The organism is Corynebacterium sp. H130 (assembly GCF_037572395.1).
In the GTDB taxonomy this organism is placed as follows: Bacteria; Actinomycetota; Actinomycetes; order Mycobacteriales; family Mycobacteriaceae; genus Corynebacterium.
In genome coordinates this window covers 29,457-45,983 of the sequence record NZ_JBBHLA010000004.1, presented here as the reverse complement: position 1 = coordinate 45,983, position 16,527 = coordinate 29,457, and the positions used below count along the sequence as shown (strand labels likewise).

Below are 16,527 nucleotides of genomic sequence, written 5' to 3'. Positions count from 1 at the left end.
CCATACTGTTGATCTATCAATATCGGGGCGCAAGAAAAGGCGATCACCAACGGTGATCGCCTGTTACGAGTGTTCCGCGCTAACTGCGCGCCCTGCGCTCACTTACCGGTCGTCCTGTAGCAGTCATGTAGGCGTGCGCGATCGCGATGTAGCACAGTGGCCCCGTGAGCAGCACACCAAAGATAAACGAACCACCAATGCCATTAATGATGGATGTCAGCAACCACAACAGCAGCGTTTGCCCGACGTTTTCCTTTGCCACAGTGTAGGAAGTCTTCAAAGCGCTGCCGATGCTCATGTCCTCGAACACGATGGCAAACATGGCAAACATAAAGAAGAAGGCCACAACAAACATGCCGATGATGAGCGCAAACATACCCAAAGTAGCCAGCAGACCGACCACGATGAGCATCAGGAACAGCACGCCACACCTGCGGAAGGTAAAGAAGTCCTTGAATTCAGGCTTCTTCCCGCCGACCGCATACACGGCCTCACGGACCGTAACTAACTCCCATATCAGAGCGGCGATGATCGAGATGACCAGCACCGCTGCGAGTGCGGCGATGATTCCCCACGACATATTGCTGCCGTCGAACTCGCCGGTTTCTTCGTCAATCCTGCTCGTAAAGATGAAGATCAGCGAAAAGTAGCTGGCCAAATAGCCGACGAAGAAGATACCCATGTAAACCGCCGCCGAGCCAATCCAGCCTCCGGGTTTTTCAGCAAAGATCCGCCAGCCTTGTTCCAGGGAGCGAATAGCATCGAACTTTCCAGGTGGAAGAGGTTGAGGCCCCGGTGCAGCATTTGCATAGTTGCCATAATTCTGGTGATAGCCAGCATCAAAAGCTGATGGATCCTGCCCGTACGTCATCGCTCGCTCACGCCCTTATTCCTGGATTAAATATGACAATCTCATTGTATCTGTAATTGACTTAGATCACAGCTGTCACAACAACAAGCGCAGTGGACAGCATTTCGGTCATTCCCACGAACTTTGGGGTCCATGGCTTGTCTCGTTTTCGCCCCAACCATGGCATCAGCCAGGCCCGCACTGTCAACGCCACAAACACCAGACCGGCCCATGGGGAAAGACAAAACGCACAAGCGCAGAAAACAGCGTGCACCAGCGCGGAAAGCTGGCTGAACTTCGGATTTCGACGCTCCCTAATGAGCGACTTCACGTAGAAAATGGTGCCGACAAAGTACAGCGCCAGCAGCGCCGTTGCGCGCAGCGTTAACTCTGTCATTGGCGTTCCCAACACAAAGCTCGCCAGCGATGTCATGGCAGCAGATGCCAACACAGTGGAAATGCCGGAAGCAAGCGAGCGAGGGCGGCGTCGATAAGCCTCGTAGACCGCGATGGCGATGAGCGGGCCGAACACCGCAGCCCACCACAGCACGCGGGGCTGCGCCACAATAACCACGATCGCCGCCAATGCGCACAAGCTTCCGTAGGTAGCCAGCGCAGGAATGTAGTCCCGCTTGCGCTTGCCACGGGCGCGAAGCCACCAACTCACGTCGAAGAAGGCGAAGTAACCCGCGTACCAGGCGATCGCGAGCGGAAGATGAAGCAGTTGTGGCCCAGCTAGCCACACTCCGAGGAGCAGTGGCACGGTGACCATGACCCACGCGCCGTGTTGATCTGGAACCCATCCCTTACTCATCGTTTAGAACCCGTTCGCATCGGCGAACACCGTCATCGATCCGGGGGCGACCTCGGTGTAACCGGCATCGCGAACCGGGACAGCGGACGCCCTTCCGGACCATTCGCTGAAGTCATCGGCGGCCAGATGACGAACTTGCAGCACGAAACCGTGCTCGGCCCACCTATGGCACCAGTCGAGCGGCATGTGCGCAGCGAGCAGCATGGATGCGTGCCCCACCTGGGCTGCAGCCTTGCCGACGCTCATCCCTAGGGACTCATCCACCCCGATCAGCGGTATTTCTGGAACCACCTCCCCCGGCTCGTCAATTGGCAGATCAGTCCCGCCGATTTGCAGCTTGCCGATCAGTGGATCAGTCAAATGAACAGGGGAAGGCACAAAAGCCCGAGCGCGGGCACTTCCCTGCTCCACCGTCACGCCGGGGAGAGTTTGCACGCGCTCCCATGCCGCATTACGTGCACGCCGGGCCACCTTACGAATCCGCGCGCCGTACCAGGAACCCAGCGCCTCGGCATAGGCGGTGTCTTGGCCTGCCCGAGGATCGAGGCAGGTGGCGGCCACCGCCCTAGCTGCAGCTTCCAGCAGTTCGGTACGCTGTGGCAGGGTGCTTTTGGGGATCTCCAAGACGATCGGCATGGCCTGCACCGTTATTGGATCCTCGGGGTTCTCACCGCCCCGTCCCGGATCGAAGACTTTCTTGAGGCGGGTGTGCGCTACTGCGAATTCCTCAGTGAACTGCTCGTTCAACATCAAGCTTGTTCAATCCCAACATGTACAGAATCTCGTCCATAAACGGAGAATTCACGGAGGTATCTGCAACGTTTCGGAGCGCTGGCTTAGCGTTGAATGCGATGCCGAGGCCCGCGGCCGAGATCATGTCGATGTCGTTGGCGCCGTCGCCGACCGCCACTGTGTTTCGCATGTCCAGGCCGGAATCCGCCGCAAATTCTCGCAAGAAATCTTCCTTTGCCTTACGATCAACCACCTTACCGATTACGCGACCGGTGAGTTTTCCGTCCACGATCTCAAGCGTATTTGCACGCACATAATCGAGCTCAAGCTCCGCAGCAAGATCTTCCAGAACCTGAATGAAGCCACCAGAAACAACAGCCGTCTTGAAACCAAGCTTCTGCAATGCCTTCAGCGTGGTACGCACACCAGGGGTGAGCTGCAGGTCCTTGGCCACATTCCGGATCACGCTCTCATCCAAGCCTGCCAGGGTGGCGACGCGCTCGCGGAGCGATTCCTCAAAATCAAGTTCACCTCGCATTGCCCGCTCTGTAACTGCGGCGACTTCCGCTTCCTTACCGGCATAAGCAGCGAGCATCTCAATGACTTCCTGCGTGATCAGCGTGGAGTCGCAGTCGAAACAGATGAGTCGCTTTGCGCGTCGCTCCAGCCCTGCACGGTCAATGGCAATATCGATGCCTAAGTCATGTGAGACCTGGGCAAGCGCACGGCGCAGTGGGACTCCACCACCAGGATGTGGGTTCGACACCGAGACGTCAAGCTCAATCGCGGTGATTGGGTAGTCAGTTAGCCCCCGGTAGGCCTCAATGTTTGCCCCGTAGTCAGCCAAGGTTTGGCCAACGCGGTGGACATGCTCGGCAGTAACTGTCGCTCCGAGCAGTGCGATGACGTGGGTGGAATGGTGCCGAGGCTCCGGGATGGCGGTTAGCTTCTCGACGCCCACGCGTGCACCTCGCACTTTGAGCGTCTCACGCAAGCCTTCCTCGACCTTGGCGACGCGCCCCTCCTTCAGTCCTACGAAGGCTGCAAGTGATACGCGCCCTCGGAATACTGATTGTTCGATGTCGACGAGCTGCGCCTCGTGTGCGGCGAGGACGCGGAACACGGAAGCTGACAGCCCAGCTTGGTCTTCGCCGGAGATGGTGATGAGAACTGGAACGAGCTCCGGGAGTAGTGCGTTGAATGGTTCGCAGGACGTCATGTGCACTATTGTCCCCAGCGGACACTAGGAGCACAAATGAAGCACCCCCACCGGCTTAGAGCCGAATGGGGGTGCTTGTGGTTTAAGTGAGGGCGTGGTGCTTAGTGGCGACCAGCGTGTGCCTCTGCGCGCATACGCTCAACCATGTGAGGGTAGTGCAGCTCGAACGCTGGGCGCTCGGAGCGGATGCGAGGCATGGAGGTGAAGTTGTGGCGTGGAGGTGGGCACGACGTTGCCCACTCGAGGGAGTTGCCGTAACCCCATGGATCGTCGACCGTGACGATCTCGCCGTAGCGCCAGGACTTGAAGACGTTCCAGATGAATGGCAGAACGGACAGGCCCAGGATGAAAGCAGACACGGTGGAGATCTGGTTCAGGAGGGTGAAGCCGTCGGTATCCAGGTAGTCAGCGTAACGACGTGGCATACCCATGTTGCCCAGCCAGTGCTGAACCAGGAAGGTGCCGTGGAAACCGAAGAAGGAGAGCCAGAAGTGCCACATACCAAGCTTCTCGTCCAGCATGCGACCGGTCATCTTAGGGAACCAGAAGTACACGCCTGCACAGGATGCGAACACGATGGTGCCGAACAGAGTGTAGTGGAAGTGAGCAACCACGAAGTAGGTGTCAGAGATGTGGAAGTCCAGTGGTGGGGATGCCAGCATGATGCCGGTGAGACCGCCGAAGAGGAAGGTAACGAGGAAGCCCATGGTCCAAACCATTGGGGTCTCCCAGGAGATGTGGCCCTTCCACATGGTGCCGACCCAGTTGAAGAACTTCACGCCGGTTGGCACGGAGATCAGGAAGGTCATGAAGGAGAAGAATGGCAGCAGGATCGCACCAGTGACGAACATGTGGTGTGCCCACACGGCCATGGACAGCGCTGCGATGGACAGCGTTGCGAAGATCAGACCGACGTAGCCGAACATTGGCTTACGAGAAAACACTGGGACAATTTCGGAGATGATACCGAAGAATGGCAGTGCCAGGACGTAAACCTCTGGGTGGCCGAAGAACCAGAAGAGGTGCTGCCACATGATGGAGCCACCGTTGCCTGGATCGAAGAGGTGTCCACCGAGCTTACGGTCGTAGAGAACGCCGAGAGCTGCAGCGGTCAGCACTGGGAAGATCAGCAGAGCCAGGATGGAGGTAACGAAGATGTTCCAGGTGAAGATGGACATGCGGAACATGGTCATACCTGGAGCACGCAGACACAGAATGGTGGTCACCATGTTGATGGCGGAAGCGATGGTACCAACGCCACCGGCGCCAACGCCGACGATCCACATGTCAGAGCCGATGCCTGGAGAGTGAATTGCGTCAGACAGTGGGGAGTACATGGTCCAGCCGAAGTCTGCAGCACCACCTGGGGTCAGGAAGCCGGAAAGCATAGCCACGCCACCGATGGTGGTGAGCCAGAAGCCGAAAGCGTTCAGACGTGGGAAGGCAACGTCTGGAGCGCCGATCTGCAGCGGAAGGATGTAGTTAGCAAAGCCCCACACGATTGGGGTGCCGTACAGCAGCAGCATGACGGTGCCGTGCATGGTGAACAGCTGGTTGAACTGCTCGTTAGACAGGAACTGGAGTCCTGGGGAGAACAGCTCAGCACGGATAAGCAAAGCCATCAAGCCACCGAGGAAGAAGAAGCTGAAGGACATGATGATGTACATGATGCCCAGCTGCTTGTGGTCGGTGGTGGTCAGCATCTTCCAGGCAAAAGAACCCTTGCGGGAATTGCCTGTTGGTGCAGGCCTGGCGGGTACGACCGAAGGGTCGACCTTAGGCGCTACAGCGGTCATTAGTTCCTCCTGACTAAGCGAAAGACCCTGCCCTCACAGAATCTTTCTTGATTATGTCCCAAATTTAGGTTTGAGGCATAACGAACCTACCCGATCAATAGACCGGTTACCCGGTTGAGTCTAGCGTCCCCGCCCCATTTCCGGTAACTAAAGAATGTCGACGGGGGTATACCTTGGGATAGTTTCCCCCTCCCCCGGCGTGGGAGGGGTTTTCAACATCGGTCTCCTGTTAGAAATCCCAGTCGTCATCCGTGGTTACTTCGGCCTTACCAATGACATACGAGGAACCGGAGCCAGAGAAGAAGTCGTGGTTTTCATCAGCATTTGGCGAAAGCGCTGAAAGGATCGCTGGGGAAACGCGGGTGTCATCGGCTGGGAAGAGCCCCTCGTAGCCGAGATTGTTCAGCGCCTTGTTTGCGTTGTAGCGAAGGAACTTCTTAACGTCCTCAGTCCATCCAAGTTCATCGTAAAGGTCTTCGGTGTACTGGATCTCGTTCTCGTAGAGGTCGTACAGCAGACCAAAAGTGTGGTCCTTCAGCTCGTCGCGGCGCTCTTGCGAGACCTTCTCCAGCCCACGCTGATACTTGTAACCAATGTAGTAGCCATGAACAGCCTCGTCGCGAATGATGAGGCGAATCATGTCAGCGGTGTTTGTGAGCTTGCCGTGGGAGGACCAGTACATAGGAAGGTAAAAGCCAGAGTAGAAGAGGAATGACTCCAGCAGCGTGGAGGCAATCTTGCGCTTCAGCGGATCTTCGCCGTCATAGAAGTCAAGAATGATCTTTGCCTTGTTCTGCAGGTATTCATTTTCTTCGGACCATCGGAAGGCATCGTTAATTTCTGCGGTCGATGCGAGAGTCATGAAGATATTGGAGTAGCTCTTGGCATGAACTGACTCCATGAACGCGATGTTGGTGAGCACCGCTTCCTCATGAGGAGTGATGGCATCAGGAATAAGGGATACTGCGCCGACAGTGCCCTGAATGGTGTCCAGCAGTGTGAGGCCAGTGAACACACGCATGGTGGCCAAACGTTCCTGCTCGTTGAACATCTCCCAGTTCTTGATGTCGTTGGATACAGGAACCTTCTCCGGCAGCCAGAAGTTACCCGTCAGACGGTCCCACACTTCCTGGTCCTTTTCATCTGGAATCTCGTTCCAGTTAATTGCCGAAATTGGCCCTGAGAGCAGGTGGTTTTCTTCGTCGTGACGATGCGATGGCGCATGCGATTCAAGAGTCATTGTGGTTCAAGCCCCTTAGTGTGCGGTGACATACTTCAGTCCCATCCACCATAGCCCCGTTACGGGCAGGAAGTAGCACTGCGGTCCAGTTTCATCCATTTGCAACCAATGCCTTATCAGCTCGATTGGCCAATTGTTTTATTCACTAATCTCCGATTTTTATTCCCCTAATGAAAGCATCATCCTTAAGGGGCTGAACGCTATAACTGGCAGAAAGATTTGAAATCTCATCAAAATTTTGAGCGCGTTTCCCACATTCCAGGCTCAGGCTATTTCCTAGTCATGCCCACTTTTACATTCACCTAATTTCATCCAGGCGCATATCCTGTTCAGTTCTCGCATATTTTTTTCAGCACAAGGTTTCATCACACCTCCGATAACTGGAGGTGAATGGCATTTAATTCACAAAGGACGTTGGCGCATAAGAATTTAATGTATTAGATTTTGAAGCACTGCATCCGCGTGATGCTGCCCGTTGCTGATTCGAGCAACCTTTCCCAATCGGACATTGTTCAACGGTTTGGACGAAAGGGAATGCTAATCTGGGCGCGCACTGTCACGCGTTATGTGTTCAACTACCAAAGCTCACGAGGCTTTGGCTGACACAATCGCTCAACCGAAGGAATGTTTCATGCCATCCATGCCACTTCGATCGCACGCCCCATTGCTGGAGTCTGTGCTCGATCACATTGGCTCGGACATCGTAAGCGGGAAAATTCAACCAGGCGAGAAATTCACCCTTCAAACCCTGTGCGAAACGTTTTCCATTTCCCGGACCGTTGCGCGCGAAACCATGCGCGCCCTCGAACACCTTGGAATGGTGTCCTCCTCACGTCGTGTCGGTATCACTGTCCTGCCGGCAGATCGCTGGTCCGTATTCAGCGCCCAAATCATCCGTTGGCGCCTGAATATCCCGGCACAGCGCGGCGAGCAACTCGACTCCCTCACTGCACTCCGCGAGGCAATCGCGCCTCGTTCCGCACGCATCGCTGCCATCGCGGCAAGCCAACGAGACGGCCAGCGTCTCCGTGACCTAGCCGCAACGATGCGCAACCTCGGAGAATTGGGTCAAGGAGCCAGCCAGGAATTCCTCGCTGCAAACATCGAGTTCCACTCCCTGCTGCTGTCCAGCTCTGACAACGAGATGTTCACCGCTCTGGTCCCGTCGATCACTGCGGTCATTCAGGCACGTTTCGATGCCGGCGGTTTCGATACCACCCCATCCGAGCAGCTCCTGAATTACTACGATGATCTCGCCCGCGCAGTCTACGAGCGCAACGACGAGACCGCCGAGCAGATGTGCAAGAAGCTGCTTGAGTTCGAAGGAACCTACGCCGCAGCCTAGGCTGTAAGGCATGCAAACCGTGCCTACACCTACCAAGCCAGAAGAGGTATTCGCCGATCTTCCCGATTCCAAGCGGGAGGACGCCGAATACCTCCTTTCGCTTTTCAGCGAGGTCAGCGGTCAAAAGCCGGTAGTTTGGGGACGCAAGATCATTGGTTTCGGCTCCTACCATTACACCTACGCTTCCGGGCATTCCGGAACGGCAGCCAAGATTGCTTTCGCCGCTGCTAGCGCGAGGTTTTCACTGTACTTGACCTGCGACGCTTCCCTATTTGAGCCTTTCCTGGAGCGCCTGGGCCCACACAAAACGGGCAAGGGGTGTATTTACATCACCCGGCTTGCCCGTGTTGATTTGGCTGTCTTGAAGGAAATGATCGAATTCGCGTGGGCGCAGCCTGACCCACACGAATGTTAGCGACTGTTCGTCGGCAAGCTACAGCATGCAGCTGACGCAACCCTCAACTTCCGTACCCTCCAGCGCGGTCTGGCGGAGGCGGATGTAGTAGATCGTCTTGATGCCCTTGCGCCACGCGTAGATCTGCGCGCGGTTGATGTCGCGGGTGGTGGCGGTGTCCTTGAAGAAAAGCGTCAGGGACAGGCCCTGGTCCACGTACTTCGTGGCGACGGCGTAGGTGTCGATGATCTTCTCGAAGCCGATCTCGTAGGCGTCCTCGAAGAACTCCAGGTTGTCGTTCGTCATGAACGGCGCCGGGTAGTAGACGCGACCGATCTTGCCTTCCTTGCGGATCTCGATGCGGGAGGCGATCGGGTGGATCGAGGACGTGGAGTGGTTGATGTAGGAAATCGAACCCGTTGGTGGAACAGCCTGCAGGTTGCGGTTGAAAATACCGTCCTTCATCACGGCAGCCTTGAGCTCGGCCCACTCCTCCGCGGTCGGAATGTGGACGGTCGAGTTTGCGAACAGCTCCTTCACGCGCTCGGTCTTCGGCTGGAAGTCTGCCGGATCGAAACGATCGAAGTAGGCGCCGGACGCGTACTCAGACTCTTCGAAACCAGCGAACTTCTGGCCACGCTCCACAGCAATCTTGTGGGATGCCTTGAGGCATTCGTACAGCACAGCTGCGAAGTACGCGTTGGTGAAGTCCAAGCCCTCTTCAGAGCCATAGTGAATGCGCTCGCGCCCCAGGAACCCATGCAGGTTCATCTGGCCGAGGCCAATCGCGTGAGCGGCGTCGTTGCCCTTCTTAATGGAAGGCACCGAGTCGATAGAGGTCTGCTCGGACACTGCAGTAAGGCCACGGATCGCGGTCTCGATGGTCTTGGAGAAGTCCGGGGAATCCATGGTCAGCGCAATGTTCAGGGAACCCAGGTTGCAGGAAATGTCCTCGCCGATCTCCTTGTAAGACAGATCAGCGTTGAAGGTGGACGGGGTGGAAATCTGCAGGATCTCGGAGCACAGGTTCGAGTGGGTGATGCGGCCCGCGATTGGGTTCGCCTTGTTCACCGTGTCCTCAAACATGATGTATGGGTAACCGGACTCGAACTGGATCTCCGCCAAGGTCTGGAAGAAGGTACGAGCGTTGATCTTCGTCTTGTGGATGCGGCCGTCCTCGACCATCTCGTGGTAGTGCTCAGAGATCGGCACATCGGCGAAAGGCTTGCCGTAGACGCGCTCAACGTCGTACGGGGAGAACAGGTACATGTCGTCGTTCTTCTTGGCCAGCTCGAAGGTGATGTCCGGGATCACCACGCCAAGGGACAGCGTCTTAATACGGATCTTCTCGTCCGCATTCTCGCGCTTGGTGTCCAGGAACTTCATGATGTCTGGGTGGTGCGCGTGCAAGTACACCGCGCCTGCACCCTGGCGAGCGCCGAGCTGGTTAGCGTAGGAGAAGGAATCTTCCAGCAGTTTCATCACTGGGATAACGCCAGAGGACTGGTTCTGGATCTTCTTGATCGGTGCGCCTGCTTCACGCAGGTTGGAAAGCAACAGCGCCACGCCGCCACCGCGCTTGGACAGCTGCAGTGCAGAGTTGATGGAGCGACCAATGGACTCCATGTTGTCCTCAATGCGGAGCAGGAAGCAGGACACAGGCTCGCCACGCTGAGCCTTGCCGGAGTTGAGGAAGGTCGGGGTGGCCGGCTGGAAGCGACCGCCCATAATTTCGTCAACGAGGTGCTCTGCCATCTGCTTGTCGCCGGCAGCGAGCGTGAGAGCCACCATGCACACGCGGTCCTCGAAGCGCTCGAGGTAGCGCTTTCCGTCGAAAGTCTTGAGCGTGTAAGAGGTGTAGTACTTGTAAGCGCCAAGGAAGGTAGTGAAACGGAACTTCACGGCGTATGCGCGCTTGAACAGGGACTTCACAAACGGGAAGTCGTACTGATCCAGCACTTCCTTCTCGTAGTAGTTGTTCTCCAGCAGGTAGTCAAGCTTTTCCTCCAGATTGTGGAAGAACACCGTGTTCTGGTTGACGTGCTGCAGGAAGAACTGACGAGCGGCAGCGCGATCCTTATCGAACTGGATCTTGCCGTCATTATCATAAAGGTTAAGCAGCGCGTTGAGTGCGTGGTAGTCGAGCTGATCAGCTGCAGCCATTGGATCCTTGATGGATTCATTTGTGGTGGTCACGGATACTTTTCCTCTTTGACTTGGTGGTTGTTGCTCTCTAGAGTACGTGGCTTGCCTGCGCAGCGTCGGTACTCGGAGAAAGTCCTAGTTCTTCTGCATTGTCACGGAGCCCGCCCAGGACCGTACGAACATCTTCATCGTTGCCCATGAGCTCGAATCGATACACGTATGGCACCTTGCATTTTTGCGAGATCACATCGCCTGCCCGCCCAAAGTCGCTTCCGAAATTCGAGTTTCCGCCAGAAATGACGGCCCGAATTAGGCTGCGATTGTGCTCGTTGTTCAAAAATCTGATGACCTGCACGGGCACGGGCCGGGAGTTCTCCCCCGTGATAGAAACGCCGCCACCGTATGTGGGGCACACCAGCACGTAGGGCTCATCGACGACCAAAGGCTCATCATCTTTCCGCAGTGGAATGCGTTTGGACGGCAATCCGAGCTTTTCTACGAACCGGTGAGTGTTTCCAGTGGCCGAAGAAAAATAGACGATGAGCATGCTTTTCTCACTTGCATACGAGGGGTGTCACATAACAAAGGCCGCCCAACTCGGGAAGTCGTCTCGATCGGGCGGCTGATTTTATTTTGCCCCTATGGAATCTTCACAGCGACGTGATTGTCACTGCGTCTCTTGTGGATCTTTAGGGACGGGGCGTAATTACTTAGGCTACTTCTGCAGCGAGGCTGCGGATGCGCTCTGGGCGGAAACCGGACCAGTGCTCGCCGTTAGCCTCAACGACTGGAGCCTGGAGGTAACCGAGAGCCATGACGTAGTCACGTGCTTCATCGTCGAGGCTGATGTCAACGATGTTGTATTCGAGACCTGCGCGGTCGAGTGCCTTCTTGGTTGCGGTGCACTGAACACATGCTGGCTTGCTGTACACGGTGATTGCCATGTTGATCGATCCTTAAGAGATTGGCGCCCGCTGGGAGCTACGAAGATTCCTGTTTCTTGCTGTTCTTATCGGAAGCACTAGCGCCTGCGCTCTCGGTGTTCCGATGACAAGTAAAGACACTATACGTTGTGCCGAAAAAGTGCAACGGATACTATATCTAGTAGTTACATGGACGGAATTCGCAGGATGTCATTGACTGCAGACACTACATGTTGCGCCTTATCAACGGTTCGAATTACAACGATGTCACCACCCCGACTTACACGGCTGGCATTTTCCCAGCTCGCACACAGACTCCGTTATCAAAGTGTTACAAAACGCACACGCAGACATCATCCTTCACTCCAGCCACACCCCTGGCACGGGCGGACTAGTCCCGCTTCAAGTGCACCGGATTGTCCATAGTGAGCGAATGGACTCCCGCGACAGCGATAATCCGAGTTAGATAATGGGCCTGTAGCACTAGTGAAGTGGCCATTATCTAACTCGGATTATCGCCCTCGCGGAGAAAGCAAAACGCCCGCACCGAAAAACGGTGCGGGCGCGTAAGCCTTCAGGGACAATTAGCCCTGGCGAGCCTTGAAGCGTGGGTCCTTCTTGTTGATGACGAAGACCTTGCCGTGACGACGCACAACCTGGGCGCCCGGCTTGTTCTTCAGCGACCGAAGGGATTTACGTACCTTCATTCGGGCGCTCCTTTCTTTTATTGCGCGAATAGACAGTCAGATGCAGGGATTGCACCGACTCACGGCGACTAGCTCTGCAGCCAGCCACGACACGAAGCACTATATTAACCCACCTGCGCCCAAACTCCAAAAAGCGACTACTAGCGAGAGAATCGACTCTCCATGAGTGCGCCAATTTCATCGAGCTCTAAGCCGGTTGTTTCTGGCACTTCCCGACGCACAAAGACAAGGGCCAATGCTCCCAATAGTGCGAAGAGCAGGAAGGATGCGGGTCCGCCGACGGCGTCGACAAGAGGCAGGAACCCTTGGGCCACCGCCCAGTTCGCCAGCCACAGCCCCAGCCCCGCGATTCCCATGCCCAGGCCGCGCGCAGCTCGGGGCACGAGCTCGCTGAGCAACAGCCAGGTGGTCAGCGAAACCGCTGCCTGTTGGAATGCGATGAACAGAGCCATGAGGGCGAGGACGAACCACGAAGCTCGCACATCAGTCTCTGCAAACTTGTAAGCAATAGCGAGCAAAATCAGCGACGACGTGGTTCCCACCAAACCGATTGTGAGTAGGCGTCGCCGGCCGACCCGATCCACGAGCATCATTCCCACCCAGCACGACACAACACTCACCGAGCCGATCAAAATCGACGTGTACACAGCATTTTCGGTGGAGATGCCCACCAGGTTCATCATCTTGGGCGCAAAGTAGACGATGGCGTTCACACCAGTGATTTGCTGCGTGATGCCAACCAAAACGGCAACGACGACTGTGCTGCGGACCCACGGCGTCGACAAGGCGAGCCACTCCTGGGCCCGCACCTCGCGCGAGCTACGCTGATCCGCACTATTCGACGCCACAAGCTCCTCATCCAGCCCCACCCTGCGGGCCACCCGCAACGCCTCGTCGCGTCTACCTTGACGCATGAGCCACACCGGAGAGTCCGTCATGAACAGCATGCCTAGCGCAAGAACCAGGCCTGGGACAGCGGCGAGCCCCAGCATGAGTCGCCAGTTACCCGTGTGAGCCAGCGCAGAATTGGTGAGGAAAGCGAGCAACTGCCCCACCACAATCATCAGCGTGTTCAGTGAGACAAGCGAACCACGCACCGCAGGCGGAACCATTTCCGAGATGTACATTGGCACCACAATCGACACCAAGCCCACAGCAGCGCCCAACATCGTGCGGGAGGCACCGAGTGCCACCACCGATCCGGACACGGCGCAAAACAGTGACCCGAGCACGAAGATCGCGCCACCAATAATGAGGGTCAGTTTTCGACCAATCGCATCCGCTACCCTGCCACCAGCGAGCGCCCCCACAGCCGCGCCGACAAGCAGCATCGAGGTGACAACACCTTCAGTCGCTGGGGTGAGATCAAAATCGTTCCCTATATATAACAGTGCACCTGACATGACGCCGGTGTCATAGCCAAACAGCACACCCCCCAGTGCAGCGATCGCTGCGACCACTCGCGCATAGGACGGTGTCTTCATCTTTTCTTTCACTTCACCCACACTGCCACTTCACTATGCTGGATGTCATGTCGCATCTGCGTTCTGAGATCGTTGCAGCCCTCCACACCAAGCCCCAGATCGATCCTGCACAGGAAGTGCGGGACCGGGTGGCTTTCCTCGCGGATTATGTGCGCAGCACGGGTCTGAAAGGTTTCGTGCTGGGCATTTCCGGAGGCCAGGACTCTACCCTGGCGGGGCGCCTGGCACAGCTGGCCGTGGAAAAGCTTCGCTCGGAAAGCTACGAGGCAGAATTCTGGGCCATGCGCTTGCCTCATGGAGTTCAGGCCGATGCGCATGACGCCGATGTAGCCATGGAATTCATTGCCCCAGACCACGCCGTCACCGTGAATATAAAGGATGCCACCTCCGCCATGGAGCTCGCGGTGGCCGAGGCCCTTGGGCACGAGCATCTGGGCGATTTCAACCGCGGAAATGTCAAGGCTCGCCAGCGGATGATCGCGCAGTACGCCCTCGCTGGCGAAAAAGGGCTGCTTGTCATCGGCACCGATCACGCCTCCGAAAACGTAACGGGCTTCTTCACTAAGTTTGGCGACGGTGGCGCCGACATCCTGCCACTGTTCGGCCTGTCCAAGCGTCAGGGTGCCGAGCTGCTCCGCTATTTGCACGCCCCTGACAGCACCTGGCGAAAGGTCCCGACGGCCGACCTGGAAGATAACAAACCAATGCTTCCTGACGAGGAAGCACTCGGTGTCACTTACTCGGACATCGATGACTTCGTGGAGGGCGTTCGTGACGTCTCCCCCGAGGCCACCCAGCGCCTCGAGCACCTGTGGCACATCGGCCGTCACAAGCGCACTCTGCCGGTCACTCCGCAGGACACCTGGTGGCGGAACTAACCAGCTTTCTGCAGCACGTCCCCGGCGCGCCTGATCACCTGCAGGTGTACGTCATTTTCTTCCACGATCTCGGCGAACACCCGCGCACGTACGCAGAAGCGAAAACGCTTTCCCGCGAGCTCACCAAGCAAGCGCTTGCCGACGCCACCGGCTGCTCCCCTACTGACATGGTGCTACCACCCGGCCCTCCATACCTTGTGGACGGAACCTGCCGATATTCACTCAGCCGAACGACCGAAGCGATGGCGCTGAGTATCAGCACCGTTGGTGAAAGAACTGGGATTGATATTGAGCAGCTACAAACGAAAGACCAGGCCGAACAGCTGATCAAGGTCTTTCACGCTGCGGACCAACGGAGGCTGCGCACAAGGCTCCCCGGACGTCGACGCCCTCATCCACGCAAGGTCACTCAGGCCTGGACATACAAGGAAGCCCTGCTCAAAGGCCTTGAAGTGGGGTTAGTGCGCGACCCAGCAACCGATGAAATCGGTTCGCTCAAGAAACCGCTCACCCCGCAGGGTTGGTCCCTCACCCCTATCCCAATAGCAAACGACCGAGGCCATATTGCCTCGGTCGCCTGGGAAACTACACCTTGTTCAGTTCAGGATTGAACTGAGGCGGGTTGTAGTCTTTGCGGGCTGCAGCTGGATCTGCGTCCTTTCCTGGGATCACTGCCATTGCAACGCGCTTGGAGATTTCACTAACCGGCTTCTCCAACGGCCCCTGGGTAAAGAACTTCTTCCACACAATCGCAAAGACCACTGCGACGATGACCTGGAAAATCAAGCCCTGCGTGCGGGTGATGTCCACAAAGTCCTGGGTGAACAAAGGCTCGAGGGCCACGCAGTGCGCAACATACAGCGTCAGGGTCATGGTGCCCATGACGGCAAGCGGATGGAAGAGCTTAGGTACACGACCGGCAAGAAGCGAGAGGCCTCCCACAGCAACGAGCGCGAAGCCAGCACTGTATGACTGCGAGAACGGGGTGTTCAGGTGCGGGCCGTTAACAGCAAGCCACAGCGGATGATCAGTAGGCAGCGTGCCCATGCCACCACCGTAAACCGAGTAGTTGAGCAGCATTTCTTCCACATCCGTGGAATTGGTTGCCGCTGCCAAGATGTCGTGCGTTGGCAGCCACCAGACGAGCAAGTCAGAGATCACTGCGGAAACTGCAATCAAGGCAATGCCGGAACCGAGAATTCCCCACTGCACCGACGTTTCTGCCAGCTTCATGCGACCAAGCGCCATGCCCAGGCAGATGTAGCTCATCCAAATGAGAGCTGGATAGGTACCGGTGAGCAGCAAGGTAACGAACGCTAGCCCCGGGTTATCCATCAAATCGAGAAAGCTTGGGTTATGGAGGAAGTCCGCACCCATGTATTCCAACGCCAGGTACATCACTACTGGCCCGAGTACTGCAAATCCGATTGCGCTCATGATGAGGTAGCGGACGCGAACCGCCGTGAATGGCACGGCAAACAGGAAGAGCAAACCGTAGTACGGCAAAATGTTCTCCGGTGCGGGATCCGTGAGCGAGTTAACGGATGCTCCGAGGATAAACAGCACAGCAGCACGGACCATGATCGAAACCCGGGACCTACGCCCCTGAATACCCGCGTGTGGGCGTCGGCCGCCGGTCATGAAAGCGAGGCTGATGCCGGCCAGCATCGCGAACAACGGCGCAGACTTGCCGGAAAACGCCAGCCAGGCCCACGTGGCCTCGCCATTCTTGTAGGAGCTGGGCATGGTGTGAACTGCAATCATGCCGATCACAGCAAAGCCACGGGCGACGTCGATGCCTACGACACGCTTTTTACCCTTGACCGGCTTTTCTTCCGCCTTTGCTACAGGGGCCTCAGCGTCCGGCGCTGCGGCCTCCTTGACGGTGGAGTACTCCCTGCCAAGTGCATCTTCGTCTGTACCCGTCCAGATCGGACGCGGAGGCCGAGGACCCGGCTGTGGGCGACTGCTTGATTCTTGTATATGCGTCATTGTCTTCT

The 16,527-nt window shown here is 56.9% G+C and carries 16 protein-coding genes; 4 read left to right on the top strand and 12 right to left on the bottom strand.

Features of this window, described 5'->3' with window-relative positions; genetic code table 11:
• Positions 1–79 precede the first annotated feature (79 nt).
• The 6 genes from WG939_RS08340 to nrdF form a co-directional block, all read right to left on the bottom strand.
• Complete coding sequence (locus tag WG939_RS08340) at positions 80–871, bottom strand: hypothetical protein (protein WP_339984662.1); 792 nt, start codon at positions 869–871, stop codon at positions 80–82.
• Positions 872–932: 61 nt separating this feature from the next.
• On the bottom strand, positions 933–1,664 hold the full coding sequence (locus WG939_RS08335) for a YwiC-like family protein (protein WP_339984660.1): 732 nt from the start codon (positions 1,662–1,664) through the stop codon (positions 933–935).
• Positions 1,665–1,667: 3 nt separating this feature from the next.
• Positions 1,668–2,414: an aminoacyl-tRNA hydrolase gene (locus WG939_RS08330; RefSeq protein WP_339984658.1), complete on the bottom strand. Its 747-nt coding sequence runs from the start codon at positions 2,412–2,414 to the stop codon at positions 1,668–1,670.
• Positions 2,392–3,615 carry a phosphoserine phosphatase SerB gene (gene serB, locus WG939_RS08325; RefSeq protein ID WP_339984656.1) on the bottom strand — a complete coding sequence of 408 codons (1,224 nt, stop codon included), beginning with the start codon at positions 3,613–3,615 and terminating at the stop codon, positions 2,392–2,394. Before serB ends, WG939_RS08330 begins: the two co-directional genes overlap by 23 nt.
• Before the next feature lie 101 nt (positions 3,616–3,716).
• A complete protein-coding gene (ctaD, locus tag WG939_RS08320) occupies positions 3,717–5,411 on the bottom strand; it encodes an aa3-type cytochrome oxidase subunit I (protein ID WP_339984654.1) in 1,695 nt (564 codons plus the stop codon).
• Between the two features lie 229 nt (positions 5,412–5,640).
• Positions 5,641–6,651 (bottom strand): class 1b ribonucleoside-diphosphate reductase subunit beta, encoded by a 1,011-nt coding sequence (gene nrdF, locus WG939_RS08315; protein ID WP_339984652.1) that lies wholly within the window; start codon positions 6,649–6,651, stop codon positions 5,641–5,643.
• A gap of 631 nt (positions 6,652–7,282) precedes the next feature.
• Here nrdF and WG939_RS08310 point away from each other — a divergent pair.
• Together WG939_RS08310 and WG939_RS08305 are read left to right on the top strand one after the other, a co-directional pair.
• Complete coding sequence (locus WG939_RS08310; RefSeq protein ID WP_339984649.1) at positions 7,283–7,996, top strand: FadR/GntR family transcriptional regulator; 714 nt, start codon at positions 7,283–7,285, stop codon at positions 7,994–7,996.
• Between the two features lie 10 nt (positions 7,997–8,006).
• Positions 8,007–8,411 (top strand): DUF1801 domain-containing protein, encoded by a 405-nt coding sequence (locus WG939_RS08305; protein WP_339984647.1) that lies wholly within the window; start codon positions 8,007–8,009, stop codon positions 8,409–8,411.
• A gap of 18 nt (positions 8,412–8,429) precedes the next feature.
• Here WG939_RS08305 and nrdE read toward each other — a convergent pair whose 3' ends face one another.
• The 5 genes from nrdE to WG939_RS08280 form a co-directional block, all read right to left on the bottom strand.
• Positions 8,430–10,553: a class 1b ribonucleoside-diphosphate reductase subunit alpha gene (nrdE, locus tag WG939_RS08300; protein ID WP_339985229.1), complete on the bottom strand. Its 2,124-nt coding sequence runs from the start codon at positions 10,551–10,553 to the stop codon at positions 8,430–8,432.
• 70 nt (positions 10,554–10,623) lie between these two features.
• Positions 10,624–11,082: a class Ib ribonucleoside-diphosphate reductase assembly flavoprotein NrdI gene (gene nrdI, locus WG939_RS08295; protein ID WP_339984645.1), complete on the bottom strand. Its 459-nt coding sequence runs from the start codon at positions 11,080–11,082 to the stop codon at positions 10,624–10,626.
• A 163-nt stretch (positions 11,083–11,245) separates the two neighbouring features.
• Positions 11,246–11,479, bottom strand: coding sequence for a glutaredoxin-like protein NrdH (gene nrdH, locus WG939_RS08290; protein ID WP_339984643.1), 234 nt, complete (start codon positions 11,477–11,479; stop codon positions 11,246–11,248).
• A 563-nt stretch (positions 11,480–12,042) separates the two neighbouring features.
• Positions 12,043–12,165 (bottom strand): type B 50S ribosomal protein L36, encoded by a 123-nt coding sequence (gene ykgO, locus WG939_RS08285; RefSeq protein WP_012732041.1) that lies wholly within the window; start codon positions 12,163–12,165, stop codon positions 12,043–12,045.
• 140 nt (positions 12,166–12,305) lie between these two features.
• Positions 12,306–13,649: a sugar porter family MFS transporter gene (locus WG939_RS08280; RefSeq protein WP_339984640.1), complete on the bottom strand. Its 1,344-nt coding sequence runs from the start codon at positions 13,647–13,649 to the stop codon at positions 12,306–12,308.
• A 47-nt stretch (positions 13,650–13,696) separates the two neighbouring features.
• Here WG939_RS08280 and nadE point away from each other — a divergent pair, with 47 nt between their 5' ends.
• Positions 13,697–14,527 (top strand): ammonia-dependent NAD(+) synthetase, encoded by an 831-nt coding sequence (gene nadE, locus WG939_RS08275; protein WP_339984638.1) that lies wholly within the window; start codon positions 13,697–13,699, stop codon positions 14,525–14,527.
• The gene (locus WG939_RS08270; protein WP_339984636.1) at positions 14,515–15,138 is read left to right on the top strand and encodes a 4'-phosphopantetheinyl transferase family protein; all 624 of its coding nucleotides are present in this window, start codon (positions 14,515–14,517) and stop codon (positions 15,136–15,138) included. The genes nadE and WG939_RS08270 overlap by 13 nt, the downstream gene beginning before the upstream one ends.
• Here the strand turns inward: WG939_RS08270 and WG939_RS08265 are convergent.
• Entirely contained in the window at positions 15,113–16,519 is a 1,407-nt protein-coding gene (locus WG939_RS08265) for a heparan-alpha-glucosaminide N-acetyltransferase domain-containing protein (protein ID WP_339984634.1), read from the bottom strand. The two genes, WG939_RS08270 and WG939_RS08265, sit on opposite strands and share 26 nt — an antisense overlap.
• Positions 16,520–16,527: the final 8 nt, after the last annotated feature.

What these genes read in the sequence shown, in the direction of transcription:
- WG939_RS08340 (WP_339984662.1), bottom strand. Translation starts at nt 871, where the DNA reads ATGACGTACGGGCAGGATCCATCAGCTTTTGATGCTGGCTATCACCAG.
- WG939_RS08335 (WP_339984660.1), bottom strand. Translation starts at nt 1,664, where the DNA reads ATGAGTAAGGGATGGGTTCCAGATCAACACGGCGCGTGGGTCATGGTC.
- WG939_RS08330 (WP_339984658.1), bottom strand. Translation starts at nt 2,414, where the DNA reads ATGTTGAACGAGCAGTTCACTGAGGAATTCGCAGTAGCGCACACCCGC.
- serB (WP_339984656.1), bottom strand. Translation starts at nt 3,615, where the DNA reads ATGACGTCCTGCGAACCATTCAACGCACTACTCCCGGAGCTCGTTCCA.
- ctaD (WP_339984654.1), bottom strand. Translation starts at nt 5,411, where the DNA reads ATGACCGCTGTAGCGCCTAAGGTCGACCCTTCGGTCGTACCCGCCAGG.
- nrdF (WP_339984652.1), bottom strand. Translation starts at nt 6,651, where the DNA reads ATGACTCTTGAATCGCATGCGCCATCGCATCGTCACGACGAAGAAAAC.
- WG939_RS08310 (WP_339984649.1), top strand. Translation starts at nt 7,283, where the DNA reads ATGCCATCCATGCCACTTCGATCGCACGCCCCATTGCTGGAGTCTGTG.
- WG939_RS08305 (WP_339984647.1), top strand. Translation starts at nt 8,007, where the DNA reads ATGCAAACCGTGCCTACACCTACCAAGCCAGAAGAGGTATTCGCCGAT.
- nrdE (WP_339985229.1), bottom strand. Translation starts at nt 10,553, where the DNA reads ATGGCTGCAGCTGATCAGCTCGACTACCACGCACTCAACGCGCTGCTT.
- nrdI (WP_339984645.1), bottom strand. Translation starts at nt 11,082, where the DNA reads ATGCTCATCGTCTATTTTTCTTCGGCCACTGGAAACACTCACCGGTTC.
- nrdH (WP_339984643.1), bottom strand. Translation starts at nt 11,479, where the DNA reads ATGGCAATCACCGTGTACAGCAAGCCAGCATGTGTTCAGTGCACCGCA.
- ykgO (WP_012732041.1), bottom strand. Translation starts at nt 12,165, where the DNA reads ATGAAGGTACGTAAATCCCTTCGGTCGCTGAAGAACAAGCCGGGCGCC.
- WG939_RS08280 (WP_339984640.1), bottom strand. Translation starts at nt 13,649, where the DNA reads ATGAAGACACCGTCCTATGCGCGAGTGGTCGCAGCGATCGCTGCACTG.
- nadE (WP_339984638.1), top strand. Translation starts at nt 13,697, where the DNA reads ATGTCGCATCTGCGTTCTGAGATCGTTGCAGCCCTCCACACCAAGCCC.
- WG939_RS08265 (WP_339984634.1), bottom strand. Translation starts at nt 16,519, where the DNA reads ATGACGCATATACAAGAATCAAGCAGTCGCCCACAGCCGGGTCCTCGG.